The sequence below is a fragment of the Bradyrhizobium australiense genome, from assembly GCF_013114825.1.
GTDB lineage: Bacteria > Pseudomonadota > Alphaproteobacteria > Rhizobiales > Xanthobacteraceae > Bradyrhizobium > Bradyrhizobium australiense.
In genome coordinates this window covers 105001-121866 of record NZ_JAAVLX010000006.1, presented here as the reverse complement: position 1 = coordinate 121866, position 16866 = coordinate 105001, and the positions used below count along the sequence as shown (strand labels likewise).

Genomic DNA, 16866 nt, shown 5'->3' with positions numbered 1-16866 from the left:
AGATAGGAGAAGGCGGCGGTGCCGCCGCCTTCTCCCCACTCCTGCCGGGGTCGTATTGTGTCTGCCAATTTCCTCGACCGTCTTCGCGCGGTTCTGCTCGCAATCCTCCTGACCGCAGCTTTCGCCGTGCCGGCGCTGGCGGGTCCATTCGAGGATGCGATCGCGAAATTCGCCAATGACGATTTCTCCGATACCGACGAGGCGATCGGCGCGGTCGCCGTCTCGGGCAATCCGCTGGCCTTTCCCATCATCAGCGCGCTGCAGGAAGGCCGGCTGTCGGCCGATCCTGATACCAGGAAGGTTTTCGTGACCGGGAGCGACGGCAAGATCATCGACGCCGCCACCGGCGCCGCCGTGGACAAGCTGCCTGACAATGCGGCCGCCGTCCGCCTCAACAACCGCCTGCGCCGCGCCGTCGAGGCCGCGCTCGGCGGATTGACGTTGTTGTCACCCGATCCGGCCAAGCGGATCGCGGCCGCGCAATCGGTCTTCAAGAGCCATGAGGAGAGCGCGCTCGCTACGATCGATAGTGCGCTCGCGAAGGAGACCAACAAGACCGCCAAGGCGGCCTTCGCCGAGGCGCGCGCCGCCATCCTGCTCTACAAGTCTGACGCGACCGAGATCGAAAAGCTCGAAGCGATCGCTGTCGTCAAGGCCAGAGGTGATCAGGAAGCCATGGCGCTCCTGACCGGCCTCGGCAGCGACGTGCCGCCCAATGTTGCGCGTGCCGCGGCAAGCGCGATCGCCTCGATCCAGAGCAATCTCGCCATGTGGTCGATGGTGCAGAACGCCTGGTACGGCCTGTCGCTGGGTTCGGTGCTCTTGCTCGCCGCGATCGGGCTTGCCATCACTTTCGGGGTCATGGGCGTCATCAACATGGCCCATGGCGAGATGGTGATGCTCGGCGCCTACACCACCTTCGTGGTGCAGGAAGTCATCCGCACCCGTTATCCCGGCCTGTTCGACTATTCGCTGCTGATCGCAGTGCCGCTTGCGTTTCTCGTTGCAGGTGCGATCGGTGTCCTGATCGAGCGCGGCATCATCCGCTTTCTCTACGGCCGCCCGCTGGAAACGCTTTTGGCGACCTGGGGCCTCTCGCTGGTGCTGCAGCAGGCGGTGCGCACGATGTTCGGCCCCACCAATCGCGAGGTCGGCAACCCCTCCTGGATGAGCGGCGCGTTCGAGCTCGGGCAGATCACCATCACCTATAACCGGCTCTGGATCCTCTGCTTCACGCTGGCGGTGTTCGTCATCCTGCTCGCCATGCTGCGCTATACGGCGCTCGGGCTCGAGATGCGCGCGGTCACTCAAAATCGCCGCATGGCGGCCTCGATGGGAATCGCGACTTCCCGTGTTGATGCGCTGACCTTCGGCCTCGGCTCGGGCATTGCCGGGATCGCCGGCGTGGCGCTGTCGCAGATCGACAATGTCAGTCCGAATCTCGGCCAGAGCTACATCATCGACAGCTTCATGGTTGTCGTGTTCGGGGGCGTCGGCAATCTCTGGGGCACGCTGGTCGGCGCCTTCACGCTCGGCATTGCCAACAAGTTCCTGGAGCCGGTGGCCGGCGCCGTGCTCGGCAAGATCGCCATTCTGGTGCTGATCATCCTGTTCATCCAGAAGCGGCCGCGCGGCCTGTTCGCGCTCAAGGGCCGGGCGGTGGAAGCATGACGCCGCATGTCCTGACGCGCTCGCTCGATCGCAGCGCTTCCATCTTCATCTTGGTGGTCGCCGGTCTCGGCTTGCTGATCCCGCTGTCCAACCTGCTGTTGCCGGCGGGCTCGATGTTACAGGTGCCGACCTATCTGGTCGCGCTGTTCGGCAAATACGCCTGCTACGCTATTCTCGCGCTCTCGATCGACCTGATCTGGGGCTATTGCGGCATTCTCTCGCTCGGCCATGGCGCGTTCTTCGCGCTCGGCGGCTACGCGATGGGCATGTACCTGATGCGCCAGATCGGCAGCCGCGGCGTCTACGGCAATCCGATATTGCCCGACTTCATGGTGTTCCTGAACTATCCAGAACTGCCCTGGTACTGGCACGGTTTTGATATGTTCTGGTTCGCGGCGCTGATGGTCATTCTTGTTCCCGGCTTGCTCGCGTTCTGCTTCGGCTGGCTGGCGTTCCGCTCCCGCGTCACCGGCGTCTATCTCTCGATCATCACGCAGGCGATGACCTACGCGCTGCTGCTGGCGTTCTTCCGCAACGATTTCGGTTTTGGCGGCAATAACGGCCTGACCGATTTCAAGGACATTCTTGGCTTCAACGTGCAGGCCGACGGCACCCGCGCGGCGTTGTTCGCGCTGAGTTGTCTGGCGCTGATCCTGGCCTTCCTGATCTGCCGGGCGGTGGTGACCTCGAAACTCGGCAAGGTCCTGATCGCAATCCGCGACGCCGAATCCCGGACTCGTTTCCTTGGCTACCGCGTCGAATCCTACAAGTTGTTCGTGTTCACGCTGTCGGCCTGCATGGCTGGCGTTGCGGGTGCGCTCTATGTACCGCAGGTCGGCATCATCAATCCATCCGAATTCGCACCGGGCAATTCGATCGAAGCGGTGATCTGGGTCGCCGTCGGCGGCCGCGGCACGCTGGTCGGTGCTGCGCTCGGCGCCGTCGTCGTCAACTACGCAAAAACCTACTTCACCTCGGGTCCGCTGGCGCCGTACTGGTTGTTCATGCTGGGTGCGCTGTTCATCCTGGTGACGCTCTTGCTGCCGAAGGGCATCGTCGGCACCTTCAGCGCCTGGCGGGAGTCCCGGAAAGCAACGGAAAAGGCCAATGCCGAAAGCGCCGCGCGCGAAGACGGCGTCGGCGAACCGAACCCGGCGGAGTGAGCGCATGAGTGTCATGGAGGGAAGGACCACTTCCGCGCTGCTCTATCTCGATGGCGTGCACGTCTCGTTCGACGGCTTTCACGCCATTAACAACCTGTCGCTGACGCTCGAGCCCGGCGAGATGCGCGCCATCATCGGCCCGAATGGCGCCGGCAAGACCACGATGATGGATATCATCACCGGCAAGACCAAGCCGGATGAAGGCACAGTGCTGTTCGATGGCATGACCGACCTGACGCGGCTGGATGAGACCCAAATCGCCGAACTCGGCATCGGCCGCAAATTCCAGAAGCCGACGGTGTTCGAGAGCCAGACCATCGAGGACAATCTTCTGCTGGCCCTCAACGTCGATCACAGCGTCAAGGGCACGCTGTTCTGGCGCGGCAACAGGAACGAATCCGAGCGGATCGACCGCGTGCTCGAAACAATTCGCCTGACCGATGCGCGCAATCGTCTGGCGGGAAGCCTGTCACACGGCCAGAAGCAGTGGCTGGAGATCGGCATGCTGCTGGCGCAGGACCCGAAACTGCTGCTGGTCGACGAGCCGGTCGCCGGCATGACCGACGTCGAGACCCACCAGACCGCCGAGCTTCTGAAGAAAATCAACAAGGAAAAGACGGTCATGGTCGTCGAGCACGACATGACCTTTGTGCGCCAGCTCGGCGTCAAGGTGACGTGCTTACACGAAGGCACGGTGCTGGCGGAGGGGACCATCGATCAGGTCTCATCGAACGAGCGGGTGATCGAAGTTTATTTGGGGCGCTAAGCATGGATGCAAATATTCAGTTTCGTGTCCCGGGCACAGCGCAGCCTGAGCGCAGCGAAACGGTGCGCTGTAGAACCGGGACCCACTCCGCATCCCGCGTCAGCGGTGCATTACTGCGTGCTGCACCGCGCGCGGGACACGAGATGGGAACGCCGAAGACATGCTGAAGGTCGACAACATCAGCCTTTACTACGGTGCAGCGCAGGCGCTGCGCGGCGTCTCACTGTCCGCCGAGCCGGGCAAGGTGACGTGCGTGTTGGGGCGCAACGGCGTCGGCAAGACCTCGCTGCTCCGCGCCATGGTCGGCCAATACCCGATCGCGGGCGGGTCGATCACGCTCGATGGCAACGATATCACTGGCCTTAAACCCTACGAGCGCGCCCGGCGCGGCATCGGTTTCGTGCCGCAAGGCCGCGAGATATTTCCGCTGCTGACGGTTGAGGAAAATCTCAAGACCGGCTTCGGGCCGCTCAAGCGCGAGGATCGCCATATCCCGGACGACGTGTTCTCGCTGTTTCCGGTGCTGAATACCATGCTGGGCCGGCGCGGCGGCGACCTCTCCGGCGGGCAACAACAACAGCTCGCGATCGGCCGTGCGCTGGTGATGCGGCCGAAATTGTTGCTGCTCGACGAGCCGACCGAAGGCATCCAGCCGTCGATCATCAAGGACATCGGCCGCGCCATCTCTTACCTGCGCAGCCTCGGCAACATCGCGATCGTACTGGTCGAACAGTATCTCGACTTTGCCTGCGAGCTCGGCGACAATTTTGCGGTCATGGACCGCGGCGCGGTGAAATACGCCTGCGACCGCGCCAGCCTCGATCCCGCCGAGATCAGCCGCCAGATGGCGCTGTAGCAAACGCGATTTCGAGGTTGCCACCTAACGCCGTTGGGGGACGGATGCGGACCGATATCACGCGCGGCACTTCAGCGACGTTCGCCGCCAACCGGGCGCGGGGCGCGGTGAGGTTCGGCGTGCATCTGCAGGATGGCGTCACCCGCCGCGGGGACCTGCATGAATCCGGTTCGCTGCGCGTGCGCTTTCCTTCTCCTGAAGCGGAAGGGCTATCGGGCGTGTTCGTCAATACGGCCGGCGGCATCGCCGGCGGCGACCGCTTCGACATCGACATCGGGGCCGGTGAGGGGGCGCGACTGACGCTGACGACGGCGGCGGCCGAAAAAGTCTATCGCGCCGCCGGGCCGGCCGCGCAGCTCAATATTGCCCTAAAAGCCGAAGCCGGTGCGCATCTCGCCTGGCTGCCGCAGGAGACCATCCTGTTCGACCGCGCGCGGATCGTCAGGCGTATCGATATCGATCTGGCGGAAGACGCCGCGCTTCTGCTCTGCGAAATCGTCGTGTTCGGCCGCGCCGCAATGGGCGAAACGATGCGGCACGGCGAATTCGTCGATCGCTGGCGGCTGCGCCGCGGCGGCAAGCTGGTGTTTGCGGAGACCGTCCGCCTCGACGGCGACATCGGCGCAAAGCTGGCGCGGCCGGCGGTTGCGAGGGGCGGTGTCGCCATCGGCACCGCACTGATTGTGCCCGGTGACAAGGCAGTCGTGGAGCGCATTCGCGAAGCCACGGAAACATTCAGCGGCGAGGTCGGCATCTCCTGCTGGAATGGATTTGCAATGGCGCGCTTCTGTGCCCAAGATGCGGCGCGGTTGCGCGCCGATATGATGACGGTGCTCAGCCGCGCCAGCGGCGTGGCGCTACCAAGGCTTTGGCTAAATTAGAGACGTGGCTTAACTAGTCTATCAATCACCCGAGTGCTCGCATGAATCTCTCCCCCCGCGAAAAGGACAAGCTCTTGATCTCGATGGCGGCCATGGTGGCGCGCCGCAGGCTCGAGCGCGGCGTCAAGCTCAACCATCCCGAGGCAGTCGCCATCATTTCCGATTTCATCGTCGAGGGCGCCCGCGACGGCCGCACCGTCGCCGAACTGATGCAGGCCGGCGCGCAGGTGCTGACCCGCGCACAAGTGATGGATGGCATCCCCGAAATGATCCACGACATCCAGGTTGAGGCGACGTTTCCGGATGGCACGAAACTCGTCACCGTGCACGAGCCGATACGTTAGTCATCGTCATTCCGGGCACGCGAAGCGTGAACCCGGAATCCAGAGGTTAATCATTTCCGGGTTCGATGCTGCGCATCGCCCCGGAATGACGGAGGAGGAAAGATGATCCCCGGCGAACGCTTCATCAAGGACGGCGAGATCGAACTCAACGCCGGCCGCAAGACCGTGACACTCACGGTCGCGAACACCGGCGACCGCCCGATCCAGGTCGGCTCGCACTACCATTTCTTCGAAACCAATCCCGCGCTGAAATTCGATCGCAAGAAAGCCCGCGGCATGCGCCTCGACATCGCCGCCGGCACCGCGGTGCGTTTCGAGCCGGGGCAAACGCGCGACGTGCAACTCGTCGCGCTTGCGGGCAAACGCGTCATCTACGGTTTTCGCGGCGACGTGCAGGGCAAGCTGTGAGCATGTGATCGAGAATAGCGTCGTGACAATTTGCAGTGAGGCGAGCACATTGGTCGGGCTCCCTCCCCCCTTGCGGGGGAGGGTGGGGAGAGGGGTATGCCGCACACTCCGGTGAGCGAAATACAGCGAGCTCGCGCCAAACAACTTCGGCGAGCGATGACGCGTGCCGAAACTCTTCTGTGGCGTCATCTCAAGGCAGGTCGTCTCGCCGGAGTCGGATTTCGGCGGCAGACTCCCACGGGCAACTACATCGCCGATTTTGCCGCGCATTCCTGCAAGATTGTCGTTGAACTTGATGGCGAGAGTCACGATTTCGAGGAGCGCGTTCGTCACGACGCCAAGCGTGATGGATGGTTCGCCTCCCGTGACTATCGCGTGCTCCGCATCACCAACGACGACGTGATGAAAAACCTCGAAGGCGTCGTTCTTTCCATTCTTCAAGCAGCTGAGCAAGCGGCACCGCTCTCCCTAACCCTCCCCCGCAAGGGGGGAGGGAACCCTGCCGCCGATGCGTTCCTCACAGAGGATAATGCGTCCCTCACGGACGCCGGTGCTTCCCTCGGTTACACTAACCGGGAGAAGCCGTGATGCACGGTGCACGGGCTCCGGAGCATCGTGATGTGTGCACACTCGTCAGGCTCCTTCCCCCCTTGCGGGGGAGGGGAGAGGGGTGGCCCCGAGTCACGAAGCCAGTAATGAACCACCGATCATCTGAACGCTGGAGTCCGTCATGTCCGTAAAAATAAAACGTTCCGTCTATGCCGACATGTTCGGGCCCACCATCGGCGACAAGGTGCGGCTGGCCGACACCGATCTCATCATCGAAGTCGAGAAGGATTTCACCACCTACGGCGAAGAAGTGAAGTTCGGCGGCGGCAAGGTGATCCGCGACGGCATGGGGCAGTCGCAGGTCACCAACCGGCAGGGCGCGGCCGATACCGTCATCACTAATGCCCTGATCGTCGATCACTGGGGCATCGTCAAGGCCGACATCGCGATCAAGGAGGGCATGATCGCTGCCATCGGCAAGGCCGGCAATCCCGATATCCAGCCCGGTGTCACCATCGTGATCGGCCCCGGCACCGACGTCATCGCGGGTGAAGGAAAAATCCTCACCGCCGGCGGGTTCGACAGCCACATCCATTTCATCTGTCCGCAGCAGATCGAGCACGCGCTGATGTCTGGCGTCACCTCGATGCTCGGCGGCGGCACCGGCCCGTCGCACGGCACCTTTGCGACCACCTGCACGCCGGGCCCGTGGCACATGGGGCGAATGATCCAGTCGTTCGACGCCTTCCCGGTCAATCTCGGCATTTCGGGCAAGGGCAACGCCGCGCGCCCGGCGGCGCTGATCGAGATGATCAAGGGCGGCGCTTGCGCGCTGAAACTGCATGAGGACTGGGGCACCACGCCGGCCGCGATCGACAACTGTCTTGCCGTCGCCGACGATTACGACGTCCAGGTGATGCTGCATTCGGACACGCTGAACGAATCCGGCTTCGTCGAGGACACGGTGAAGGCGTTCAAGGGCCGCACCATCCACGCCTTCCACACCGAAGGCGCCGGCGGCGGCCACGCGCCCGACATCATCAAGATCGCAGGCCTCAAGAACGTACTGCCGTCCTCGACCAATCCGACGCGCCCCTTCACCCGCAACACCATCGACGAGCACCTGGACATGCTGATGGTGTGCCACCATCTCGATCCCTCGATCGCCGAAGATCTCGCTTTCGCCGAGAGCCGCATCCGGAAAGAAACCATCGCGGCGGAAGACATTTTGCACGATCTCGGCGCGCTCTCGATGATGTCGTCGGATTCGCAGGCGATGGGGCGCTTGGGAGAAGTCATCATCCGCACCTGGCAGACCGCCGACAAGATGAAGAAGCAGCGCGGCGCGCTGCCGGAAGACAAGAGTAACGACAACGATAATTTCCGCGTCAAGCGTTACATTTCAAAATACACCATCAACCCCGCGATCGCGCACGGCGTGTCGAAGCTGATCGGCTCGGTCGAGAAGGGGAAGCTGGCGGACTTGGTGCTGTGGTCGCCGGCGTTCTTCGGCGTGAAACCGGATTGCATCATCAAAGGCGGCTCGATCGTGGCGGCGCCGATGGGTGATCCCAACGCGTCGATCCCGACGCCGCAGCCCGTGCATTACCAGCCGATGTTCGCTGCCTACGGCAAGTCGCTGACCGCGTCCTCGGTGGTATTCACGTCGAAGGCGGCCATCACCGGCGGGCTGGCGCGCAAGCTCGGCATCAGCAAGACGCTTTACCCCGTGAAAAATACCCGCGGCGGCATCTCCAAGAACAGCATGATCCATAACGGCGCGACGCCTAAGATCGAGGTCGATGCCGAGACCTATGAGGTGCGCGCAGACGGCGAGCTTCTGACATGCGCGCCGGCGGAGGTGCTGCCCATGGCGCAGAGGTATTTCATGTTCTAAGGTCCCGCCTGGGCGATCAAAGCCAGAACAAAAGTCCGGGAGGATCGAGTGATTTACGTCGTTGCCACACTGACCGTGAAGCCTGAAACCCGCGCCGAGTTCATTGCGGCCGCCACCGCCTGCATCAAGGAAACCCGCAAAGAGCCGGGCAACATAGCCTACGATCTGCACGAAAGCGTCACCGACCCCACCAAGATGGTGTTTGTCGAGCAGTGGGAAAACATGGAAGCGCTGGGCCCGCACCGGACCGCCGATCACATGAAAGCGTTCGGGCGGGTCGCGGTCAAATGCATGACGGCGCCGCCTAAGATCGAATATATCACGCCCGCGAAGGTCGAAACCCGCTAACAAGAAAAGACAACGGGAGAGTAAACTGATGATCTACGTCATCGCCACCACGCCGATGAAGCCGGAAAGCAAGGACGACTTCATCAGGGGGCACAAGGCGTGTACCGCCGAAACGCTCAAGGAGAAGGGCTGCATCTCCTATGACGGCCATATCAGCGTGAACGATCCCAATCTGTACGTCGTGGTGGAGCGCTGGGAGACCCGCGAGGATCTCAACGCCCACGGCCGTGCGCCCCACATGAAGGTGTGGCGGGAATATTCCGCGCAGATGAAGACCGCGCCGACGGTGATCGAGATCATCAGCGACGGCAAGGTGGAGAAGTTCTGACCATAGTCAGATGAGATTAGACCGAACCAGTGATGCCGAAGGAACTGCGCTCCCTCTCCCGCTTGCGGTCGCTTGCGGGGGAGGGCCGGGGTGGGGTGTCTCCGCAAGTGACACTGTACGTGTGGACAGAGTTTCCCCACCCGCATCGCATTATTCGATGCGATGCGACCTAAGAGCGAGCTTCGACCGCCGCAAGCGGGAGAGGTCAAGCGAGGTCGGGGACCGGGGGCTTCAACCAATAATCATCGCGTTCTAGCATGGAAGCCGCTTCGATGATCCGCGCGACCAAAGTCCTGGGCCAGCATCGCTGGACGCAAGCAGCCGCCGATACCGTCGTGCTCGATTTCGACGACCGGCACCGGCGGCGAATGGCGATGACCGGTACGCGCGGGCTGGAATTCCTGCTCGACCTGGAGAACGCGGTGGCGTTGCGCGGCGGCGACGCGCTGGTGCTGGAGGACGGCAGGCTGATCGAAGTGGTCGCGGCCGCCGAGCCCCTGATCGAGATCCGCGGCGCCGATCCCCTGCATCTGGTCCGCATCGCCTGGCATCTCGGCAACCGCCACCTGCCGACCCAGATCATGCCAAAGGGCCTGCGTATCCGCCGCGATCACGTCATCGAAACGATGGTGAAAGGGCTAGGTGCGCGGGTGATCGAGATTGAGGCGCCGTTCGATCCCGAAGGCGGGGCGTATGCGCAGGCGGCACATGATCATGCCGCGCACGACCATGGCCATCATCACCATGATGACCACCACCATCGCCATGACGAGCATTGCGACCACGATCATCACCACCACGATCACTCCCATGCTCATGACCACAAGTGAGCTTTCGCCCGGTGAACGCAGCGGGATGACGGCGGAAGAGGCGGCCGCGCTTTACCGGTTGATGACCTGGCTGTCGCCATCCTTTCCGGTCGGCGCATTCTCCTATTCCAGTGGCGTCGAATGGGCGGTGGAAGCGGGCGATATCACCGACGCCGCATCGCTGCGCGACTGGCTGGCGGCGATGCTGACGGACGGCTCCGGTTTCTGCGACAGCGTGTTTCTGGCGCAGGCGCATCGCGCCGCGTCGGCGCAGGACGAGGCCGCGTTGCGCGAGAGCGCCGAACTGGCAGCCGCCTTCGTGCCCTCACGCGAACGCCAGCTCGAGACCTCGACGCAGGGCCGCGCCTTCATCGACATTGCACGCGCAGCCTGGGCCTGCGACGGGATCGACGCGATGGTCGCAGCTTGCGGAAGCGCGATCGTCTATCCCGTCGCGGTTGGCGTCGTCAGCGCCGCACATGCCGTTCCGCTTGCGCCGGCGATGCATGCCTTCCTGCATGCGCTGGTCTCGAACTGGATTTCCGCTGGCGCACGGCTGGTGCCGCTCGGGCAGACCGACAGCCAGCGCATTCTCGCCTCCCTTGAGCCCGACGTCGTGTCTACGGCGAAGCGCGCCCTCGCCGCCGCGCTGGACGACCTCGGCAGCGCCACCTTCCGCGCCGATCTCGCCAGCCTCCGCCACGAGACGCAATATACGCGGCTGTTCCGGTCATGAAGCCGCGCCGCGCTTTTCACTACGAGCAAGTTCGGTGATTATGGGTCCCTGCTTTCTCAGGGACGACAACAACAGAGAGCGACTCACATGGCAACTCCTCACGGCCCGCTTCGGATCGGCGTCGGCGGTCCCGTCGGCTCCGGCAAGACCGCGCTGATGGACCTGCTCTGCAAATCGATGCGCGAGCGCTACGACATCGCCGCGATCACCAACGACATCTACACCAAATGGGATGCGGAGTTTCTGGTGCGCTCGGGCTCGCTGACGCCTGACCGCATCGCCGGCGTCGAGACCGGCGGCTGCCCGCACACCGCGATCCGCGAGGACGCCTCGATGAATCTCGCGGCGGTCGCCGACATGCGCGCGAAATTTCCCGATCTCGACCTGGTGCTGATCGAATCCGGCGGCGATAATCTCGCCGCGACGTTTTCGCCCGAACTCGCCGATCTCACGATCTACGTGATCGACGTCGCAGCCGGCGACAAGATCCCCTCCAAGGGCGGGCCTGGTATCACCCGCTCGGACCTCCTCGTCATCAACAAGATCGACCTGGCGCCTTATGTCGGCGCGTCGCTGGAGAAGATGGAGACTGACGCCAAACGGATGCGCGGCGGGCGGCCGTTCGTGATGACCAATTTGAAGAAGAGCGAGGGGCTCGATCGCATCATCGGCTTCATCGAGACCAAGGGCGGCCTGCGCCCGGCCGTGAAGGCGCGGTAGGCCGAGCCCCCTCGCCCCGCACTTGCGGGAAGAGGGCCGGGGTGAGGGTGTATCCGCGAGTCTGCTGCTAGTTGAAAGAGCCACCTCTCTCAGTAGGTCTGCATCTGAGGCGGGACGGGTCTCTCGACAAACTTCGCTCGTGGATAGAGCCCCTCATCCCGACCCTGTCCCCGTGAACAACGGGGAGAGGGAGCAAAGATGGCCGGCGCCGGCTAGCCCGCCCAGCGAGCAGGCGGCTGGACAAGCGCTCGGGCCAGCGGCCGGTGAGTGGCGCGTTAACATTAATATACGGTCCGCCGCCGCAGCCCTTGGATTTGTCCGTCCTCGCAGGAACCAAATCGACGCTGTCCGATTATCAACTTCTGGCGCCGCCAAATCAGCGTAAATGGCGGCCGTGTTATTTGTCCGCTGCCAAGCTGTCAGTTGCGTGCTGATGATCGCTCCGTCATATTCGCCGCGCTTGGCCTTCGCGCTATTGCCATGTGTCTCTGCCCCGGCAGACCTCGAAATGCTTCCAATACGTCTTCGCCAACACGTCATTCCTGAGTAAGCGAGTGGTTCGGCTGGGCTTCATTATCGGCTTTATCGCGCTGATCGGAGTTTTGCTTTCCGGTCTCGCAGCCTATCGCGTCCACGAGCAGGAACTGGCGATCGACGGCATCGCGCTGTCGCGCGCCATCGACGTTCACGCCAGCCTGGTGCAGGACCGGCTGACCGAGCGCGAATTACTCGCCCGCGTTGCATCTGGATTGTTTCGCACGTCTTCGGTGGTGAAGGCCAACATGCTGCAGCCGCTGCGCTCGGCGATCTATGCCTTCAAGACCGATTTTGTGATCGCGTCCTGGATCGCGCGGCTCAAGCCGAGCGATCTGGCGGCTGCGCAGGCGGAGCTGAAGGGGGCCGGCTTCACCAACCCAACGATCAGGGATTTTGACGACAAGCCGCTGGATATCCGGACCATCAATAAGCCGATCGACGTGCTGATGGACCTCGAGCCGCGCAGTCCGGACACACTCGGTTTTCCTGGCCGCGCCTACGACCGGCACTCGGTGATCGGGCCGATGCTGGCGCAGGCGGCGGCGGCCGGAAAGCCGCTGGCGTCGGATCCGATCCCACTGTTGCGCCAGAACGGGCCGATCGGTCTCGTGCTGGCGTCTCCGATTCTGCTGGAGGGCAGTTCGGAGCCGGCCGGCTTCGTCACGTTTTCCTACGAGCTGGCGCCCTTGATGCTGACCGATGACGACCGCTCGCTGTTTTCAGTGGTGCTGAAGGACCCCGATGACGCCAACGACGAATACGTTGCCAACGACCAGGGCGTCGTCACCCTGCGGGCGGTGAGGCAGGGCGATCCGTTGCCGTCGGTGGTGCGGACGGTGACGTTCGGCAGTCGCGACTGGTCGCTCGGCTATTACGCCAAGAACAATGCCGCGCAGCGTGCGCAGCAGACCGCGATCGTCGTGGCGGCCATTGGGCTGGCGCTCACCGGCATCGTCTGCGGGCTGTTCGGCTATGTCGCCTACAACAATCTGCGGCTCAGCCGCGAGATCCAGGTGCGGATCGGTTTCGAGCGGCGCTTGACCGCCGTCATCGACGAGCTCAATCACCGCGTCAAGAACATCCTCGCCGTGATCCAGTCGATCGTGACGCGCACACTGCGTCACGGCTCCGACATGGATGTGTCGCGCGAGCTATTGATCGGCCGCATTCACGCGATGTCGAACGTGGTGACGCTGCTCAGTGAAAGCCAGTGGCAGGGCGTGAAGCTCAAGGGCCTGTTCGAGTCGCGCGCGATCCCGCATGCCGACCGCATCGTCGTCAACGGCCCGGATATCGCCGTCAGCGCGCGCGCCGCGCAGTCGCTCTCGCTGCTGTTTTTCGAACTGGCTTCGCACTCCGACGAGGGCCTGTCGCTGGTCGGCAAGCACCCGCACATCGTCGCAAACTGGGAAATCAGCGGCGAGGAGCCGGATACGGTCTTTCATTTCCGCTGGGAAGAGTTCAACACCAGCGCGGCGACGCGGCGCGAAGACTCGGATTTCGGCCTGATCCTGCTCGACCGCGTCGCCCCCGAAGCGCTCGGCGGCACCGCAAAACGCTACTTCACCGATGTCAGCTACGTCTACGAACTGACCGCGCCGATGATGACGGTGGTCGATATGACCGAGCGCGACAGGACCGGCGAGATTTCCGCGCCGGTCCGGCCGGCGCGCTGAGGCTCGCCCCATCCGCCCGTCGAACGCAGGGACCCATAACCACCGCTGTGAACTGTGAGACAAGCCGTTTCGCATTGTGCCACTTCCGTCGGCCGCGGCGTATCGATCCCTGCGTTCGCAGGGACTCCATCGTTGGAGACGATCGCGCCGGAACCCCTCCGCAAGCGCACGCGTTAATCCGTCATCAAACTACGCATCACATCAAACAAAAAAGGCGGCCCGCTCGGGCCGCCTTTCCGTGTCGTCGCGATCGCCTCACTCAGCCGCCATTGCCGCCGATCACGGCGCGCACGGTCTCGTCAGGTCCAAAATCCTCTGCGCCCTCCACATAGAGCAACGCTGAGAGCTTCGAGCGTGCGCGGTTGACGCGGCTCTTGATGGTGCCGACCGCGCAGCCGCAGATGGCGGCGGCGTCCTCGTAGGAGAAGCCGGAGGCGCCGACCAGGATCAACGCTTCGCGCTGATCCTGCGGCAGCTTGTCGAGCGCGTTGCGAAACTCCTCGAACTCCAAATGCGCGTTTTGCGCCGGCTGGGTCTTCAAAGTTTTCGCGTAATTGCCCTCGGCGTCCTCCACCTCGCGCCGCCGCTTGCGATAGTCCGAGCGGAACAGGTTGCGCAAGATGGTGAACAACCAGGCCGGCAGGTTCGAGCCGGGCTGGAACGAGTCGATATTGGCAATGGCGCGCAGCAACGTTTCCTGCACCAGGTCGTCCGCACGGTCGCCATTGCCTGACAGCGAGATCGCGAACGCGCGCAGGCTCGGTACCGACGCTAAAATGTCGTCGCGAAGTGAATCGGTGAGAGGCATTAGTCCCTCCCCTCATCTGTTTTGTCGATTTGGGCCGCCGCCGCTTCCGGCCCGTCGAGCTTTCGGATCAGCTCAGCAAAGCGGTCCGGCACGCCTTGTCGGACCACATCGTCATACATGGCGCGGAGCTGGTGCCCGATCCTCGATTGAATCTCGGCGTTGAGCCCGCCCTGCTTTTTTGCTTCCTTCATGGTCTGATCCACGCTTCCCCGAGAGTTAATTCTCTGTGGTTTCAAGAGGTTACCTCGAAATTGGGCCTAGGCCGCCGCGTTATAGGTCAAAGGCTAATGCGAATATCTGCGGAAGGTTCCGAATTCTGGGAACTTTTTCTGGAACTTTTTTGCCGTCCGCGAGTAGTCGGGGTGACAGGGGAACCGGGTCCCCCCGAATCGAAGGCTTCAGGCTTAAATTGGCGCCGGACGCGGCGCTCGAGGTTACGTCCGCCCATATGCGACCCTAAGTACGGCCAAGGATACGGCCCAAGACAAGGATGAATGGGGATGTCCCGATCACAGCTCGTTGCTGAACATCTGCCGCTGTTGCGGCGCTATGCCCGTGCGCTCACCGGAAATCAGGCCTCGGGCGATGCCTATGTGGCCGCCATGTTGGAGGCCCTGTTGCAGGATGCCTCGCTGCTGGACGAACGGTACGGCCCGCGCGCCGGGCTGTTCAAGCTGTTCACCCAGATCTGGAATTCGGTCTCGCTCAACGAGAATCCTGATGTCGCCACATTGGCGCTGCCGCCGGAGCGGCGGCTGTCGAACATCACGCCGCTGCCGCGGCAGGCTTTCTTGTTGCTGTCGCTCGAAGGCTTCTCCGAGGAAGAGGTGGCGTTCATTCTCAATATCGATATCGCCGAGACCCGCGCGTTGACGGATGCCGCCGGCCGCGAGATGGCGGCGGAAATCGCCACCGACGTCCTGATCATCGAGGACGAGACTTTCATCGCGATGGATCTCGAGAGCCTCGTGAAGAATCTCGGCCATAACGTCATCGGCGTCGCGCGCACCCATGCCGACGCGGTGGCGCTGGCGAAAAACAAGAAGCCCGGCCTGATCCTCGCCGACATCCAGCTCGCCGACGGCTCGTCGGGCCTCGATGCCGTCAACGAATTGCTGCGCGCGTTCGAGGTGCCGGTGGTGTTCATCACCGCTTACCCCGAGCGCTTCCTGACCGGCGAGCGCCCGGAGCCCGCGTTCCTGATCTCGAAACCGTTCCAGCCCGCGATGGTCTCGGCGGTCGCGAGCCAGGCGCTGTTCTTCCAGCGCAACTCGCGCAACCGCGCACCGCGCGCGGCCACCGGCTGACGGAAGCCTTGTAGCGTAGAGTAGGAACGATCCGGCGCGCTTGAGTAGCGCGCCGGATTTTTTTCGCGCAAAGAGCCATGCGCGCGCGGACTATCGAGCCGCCTCGGCGTGAGATCGCGGCCCTAGTCGTGGTGCTCGGCGGTGTGGCGCTGGCGTTTGCAGAAGGCGAGAGCCCGGGCGTTCCGAAAGCTCTTGTGGAGCGCAACGAGAAACGCCGGCCAGCCCGATTTTATCAGGAACGTTTTTCTTCCAGCGCCATCCAAGTGGGACGGCGAGGAGAGCGCCGATGCCGCAACGGGCTTCGGCCCATTTGTACCGGACGATACCGAGCTGGTTCAGCGCGCCAGGCGCCCGGACGGTGATGCCTTTCGTACCCACACCATGGAGGTAACCAATGGCAAAGGCTCGTTCGACTTCGATTTCCAGACGCAGCGTGGTCGCGGCACTGGCACTCACCGCCGCGCCGGCGGCTTTGGCAACGGCCGACAACGCCCACGCGCAGGCCAAGGACGCAACGCCGGAGAAAAGTCTGTATGAACGGCTGGGCGGCGTGTTCGCCATCGCAGCCGTCATCGATCACTTCAGCGATGCTGTCGTGAAGAATCCCATCGTCGGCCAAAAATCCAAGAACCCGCAACTGCGGGAATGGCACACCAAGAACTTGCAAAGGCTGCCCGGCCTCAAATTCATGCGGACGCTTTGGGTCTGCAACGTTGCGGGCGGCCCGTTCCAGTTCACCGCGACCAGGCCCGGCAAGACGCCGGTTGGCCTCGAGGAGGCCCACCGGAACTTGCGGATTTCGCCTGCGGAATTCGATGAGGTGGCAGCCGAGCTCGGGCGGACGCTGAGCTTCTTCAAGTTGCCGAAGCGCGAGAAGGATGAGGTCCTCGCAGCCTTCGCCGCCCACAAGGACGAGGTTACCGCCGGCTACGTCGCGGGTGCCAAGCGCGGTTGACGCAGCCGCGTCGCCGTTCGGATGAAACCTACCGCCCGCGGCCTCACCGCGAAGCCGAATCATAAACCTTCGTATAGCAGGTCCATCCGTTTTGATACCGGCGGCTT

Annotated in this window: 19 protein-coding genes; 17 read left to right on the top strand and 2 right to left on the bottom strand. The window is 63.2% G+C overall.

The features are described 5' to 3' along the window. Positions 1–93: 93 nt before the first annotated feature. The 15 genes from urtB (at position 94) to HCN58_RS19245 (ending at position 13689) form a co-directional block, all read left to right on the top strand. The gene (urtB, locus tag HCN58_RS19315; RefSeq protein ID WP_210266081.1) at positions 94–1671 is read left to right on the top strand and encodes an urea ABC transporter permease subunit UrtB; all 1578 of its coding nucleotides are present in this window, start codon (positions 94–96) and stop codon (positions 1669–1671) included. Then, the gene (gene urtC / locus HCN58_RS19310) at positions 1668–2834 is read left to right on the top strand and encodes an urea ABC transporter permease subunit UrtC (protein ID WP_171580966.1); all 1167 of its coding nucleotides are present in this window, start codon (positions 1668–1670) and stop codon (positions 2832–2834) included. The genes urtB and urtC overlap by 4 nt, the downstream gene beginning before the upstream one ends. Before the next feature lie 4 nt (positions 2835–2838). Continuing rightward, a complete protein-coding gene (gene urtD / locus HCN58_RS19305) occupies positions 2839–3600 on the top strand; it encodes an urea ABC transporter ATP-binding protein UrtD (RefSeq protein ID WP_171580965.1) in 762 nt (253 codons plus the stop codon). 160 nt (positions 3601–3760) lie between these two features. Beyond that, positions 3761–4456, top strand: coding sequence for an urea ABC transporter ATP-binding subunit UrtE (gene urtE, locus HCN58_RS19300; protein ID WP_171580964.1), 696 nt, complete (start codon positions 3761–3763; stop codon positions 4454–4456). A 44-nt stretch (positions 4457–4500) separates the two neighbouring features. After that, positions 4501–5337: an urease accessory protein UreD gene (locus tag HCN58_RS19295; RefSeq protein ID WP_171580963.1), complete on the top strand. Its 837-nt coding sequence runs from the start codon at positions 4501–4503 to the stop codon at positions 5335–5337. Between the two features lie 41 nt (positions 5338–5378). Continuing rightward, positions 5379–5681 (top strand): urease subunit gamma, encoded by a 303-nt coding sequence (locus HCN58_RS19290; protein ID WP_028349318.1) that lies wholly within the window; start codon positions 5379–5381, stop codon positions 5679–5681. 102 nt (positions 5682–5783) lie between these two features. Further along, positions 5784–6089: an urease subunit beta gene (locus HCN58_RS19285; RefSeq protein ID WP_171580962.1), complete on the top strand. Its 306-nt coding sequence runs from the start codon at positions 5784–5786 to the stop codon at positions 6087–6089. A gap of 96 nt (positions 6090–6185) precedes the next feature. After that, complete coding sequence (locus HCN58_RS19280; protein WP_171580961.1) at positions 6186–6677, top strand: endonuclease domain-containing protein; 492 nt, start codon at positions 6186–6188, stop codon at positions 6675–6677. A gap of 142 nt (positions 6678–6819) precedes the next feature. Further along, positions 6820–8535: an urease subunit alpha gene (gene ureC, locus HCN58_RS19275; RefSeq protein ID WP_171580960.1), complete on the top strand. Its 1716-nt coding sequence runs from the start codon at positions 6820–6822 to the stop codon at positions 8533–8535. Positions 8536–8583: 48 nt separating this feature from the next. Then, positions 8584–8883, top strand: a complete 300-nt coding sequence (locus HCN58_RS19270; RefSeq protein WP_171580959.1) for a putative quinol monooxygenase — start codon at positions 8584–8586, stop codon at positions 8881–8883. Between the two features lie 28 nt (positions 8884–8911). Beyond that, positions 8912–9211 (top strand): putative quinol monooxygenase, encoded by a 300-nt coding sequence (locus HCN58_RS19265; protein ID WP_171580958.1) that lies wholly within the window; start codon positions 8912–8914, stop codon positions 9209–9211. 272 nt (positions 9212–9483) lie between these two features. Beyond that, positions 9484–10041: an urease accessory protein UreE gene (ureE, locus tag HCN58_RS19260; protein WP_171580957.1), complete on the top strand. Its 558-nt coding sequence runs from the start codon at positions 9484–9486 to the stop codon at positions 10039–10041. Further along, positions 10022–10756 carry an urease accessory protein UreF gene (locus tag HCN58_RS19255; RefSeq protein WP_171581200.1) on the top strand — a complete coding sequence of 245 codons (735 nt, stop codon included), beginning with the start codon at positions 10022–10024 and terminating at the stop codon, positions 10754–10756. The genes ureE and HCN58_RS19255 overlap by 20 nt, the downstream gene beginning before the upstream one ends. A gap of 87 nt (positions 10757–10843) precedes the next feature. Next, on the top strand, positions 10844–11476 hold the full coding sequence (ureG, locus tag HCN58_RS19250; protein ID WP_171580956.1) for an urease accessory protein UreG: 633 nt from the start codon (positions 10844–10846) through the stop codon (positions 11474–11476). 554 nt (positions 11477–12030) lie between these two features. Beyond that, positions 12031–13689: an HWE histidine kinase domain-containing protein gene (locus HCN58_RS19245; protein ID WP_171580955.1), complete on the top strand. Its 1659-nt coding sequence runs from the start codon at positions 12031–12033 to the stop codon at positions 13687–13689. 259 nt (positions 13690–13948) lie between these two features. On the opposite strand, the gene HCN58_RS19240 is transcribed toward HCN58_RS19245, so the two are convergent. Together HCN58_RS19240 and HCN58_RS19235 are read right to left on the bottom strand one after the other, a co-directional pair. Further along, positions 13949–14497 (bottom strand): sigma-70 family RNA polymerase sigma factor, encoded by a 549-nt coding sequence (locus HCN58_RS19240; protein ID WP_171580954.1) that lies wholly within the window; start codon positions 14495–14497, stop codon positions 13949–13951. Continuing rightward, a complete protein-coding gene (locus HCN58_RS19235) occupies positions 14497–14688 on the bottom strand; it encodes a NepR family anti-sigma factor (RefSeq protein WP_171580953.1) in 192 nt (63 codons plus the stop codon). Before HCN58_RS19235 ends, HCN58_RS19240 begins: the two co-directional genes overlap by 1 nt. 309 nt (positions 14689–14997) lie before the next feature. Between HCN58_RS19235 and HCN58_RS19230 the strand changes: the two genes are divergently transcribed. Together HCN58_RS19230 and HCN58_RS19225 are read left to right on the top strand one after the other, a co-directional pair. After that, the gene (locus HCN58_RS19230) at positions 14998–15804 is read left to right on the top strand and encodes a response regulator (RefSeq protein ID WP_171580952.1); all 807 of its coding nucleotides are present in this window, start codon (positions 14998–15000) and stop codon (positions 15802–15804) included. A gap of 394 nt (positions 15805–16198) precedes the next feature. Continuing rightward, a complete protein-coding gene (locus HCN58_RS19225) occupies positions 16199–16759 on the top strand; it encodes a group I truncated hemoglobin (protein WP_171580951.1) in 561 nt (186 codons plus the stop codon). The last annotated feature ends 107 nt before the right edge of the window (positions 16760–16866 follow it).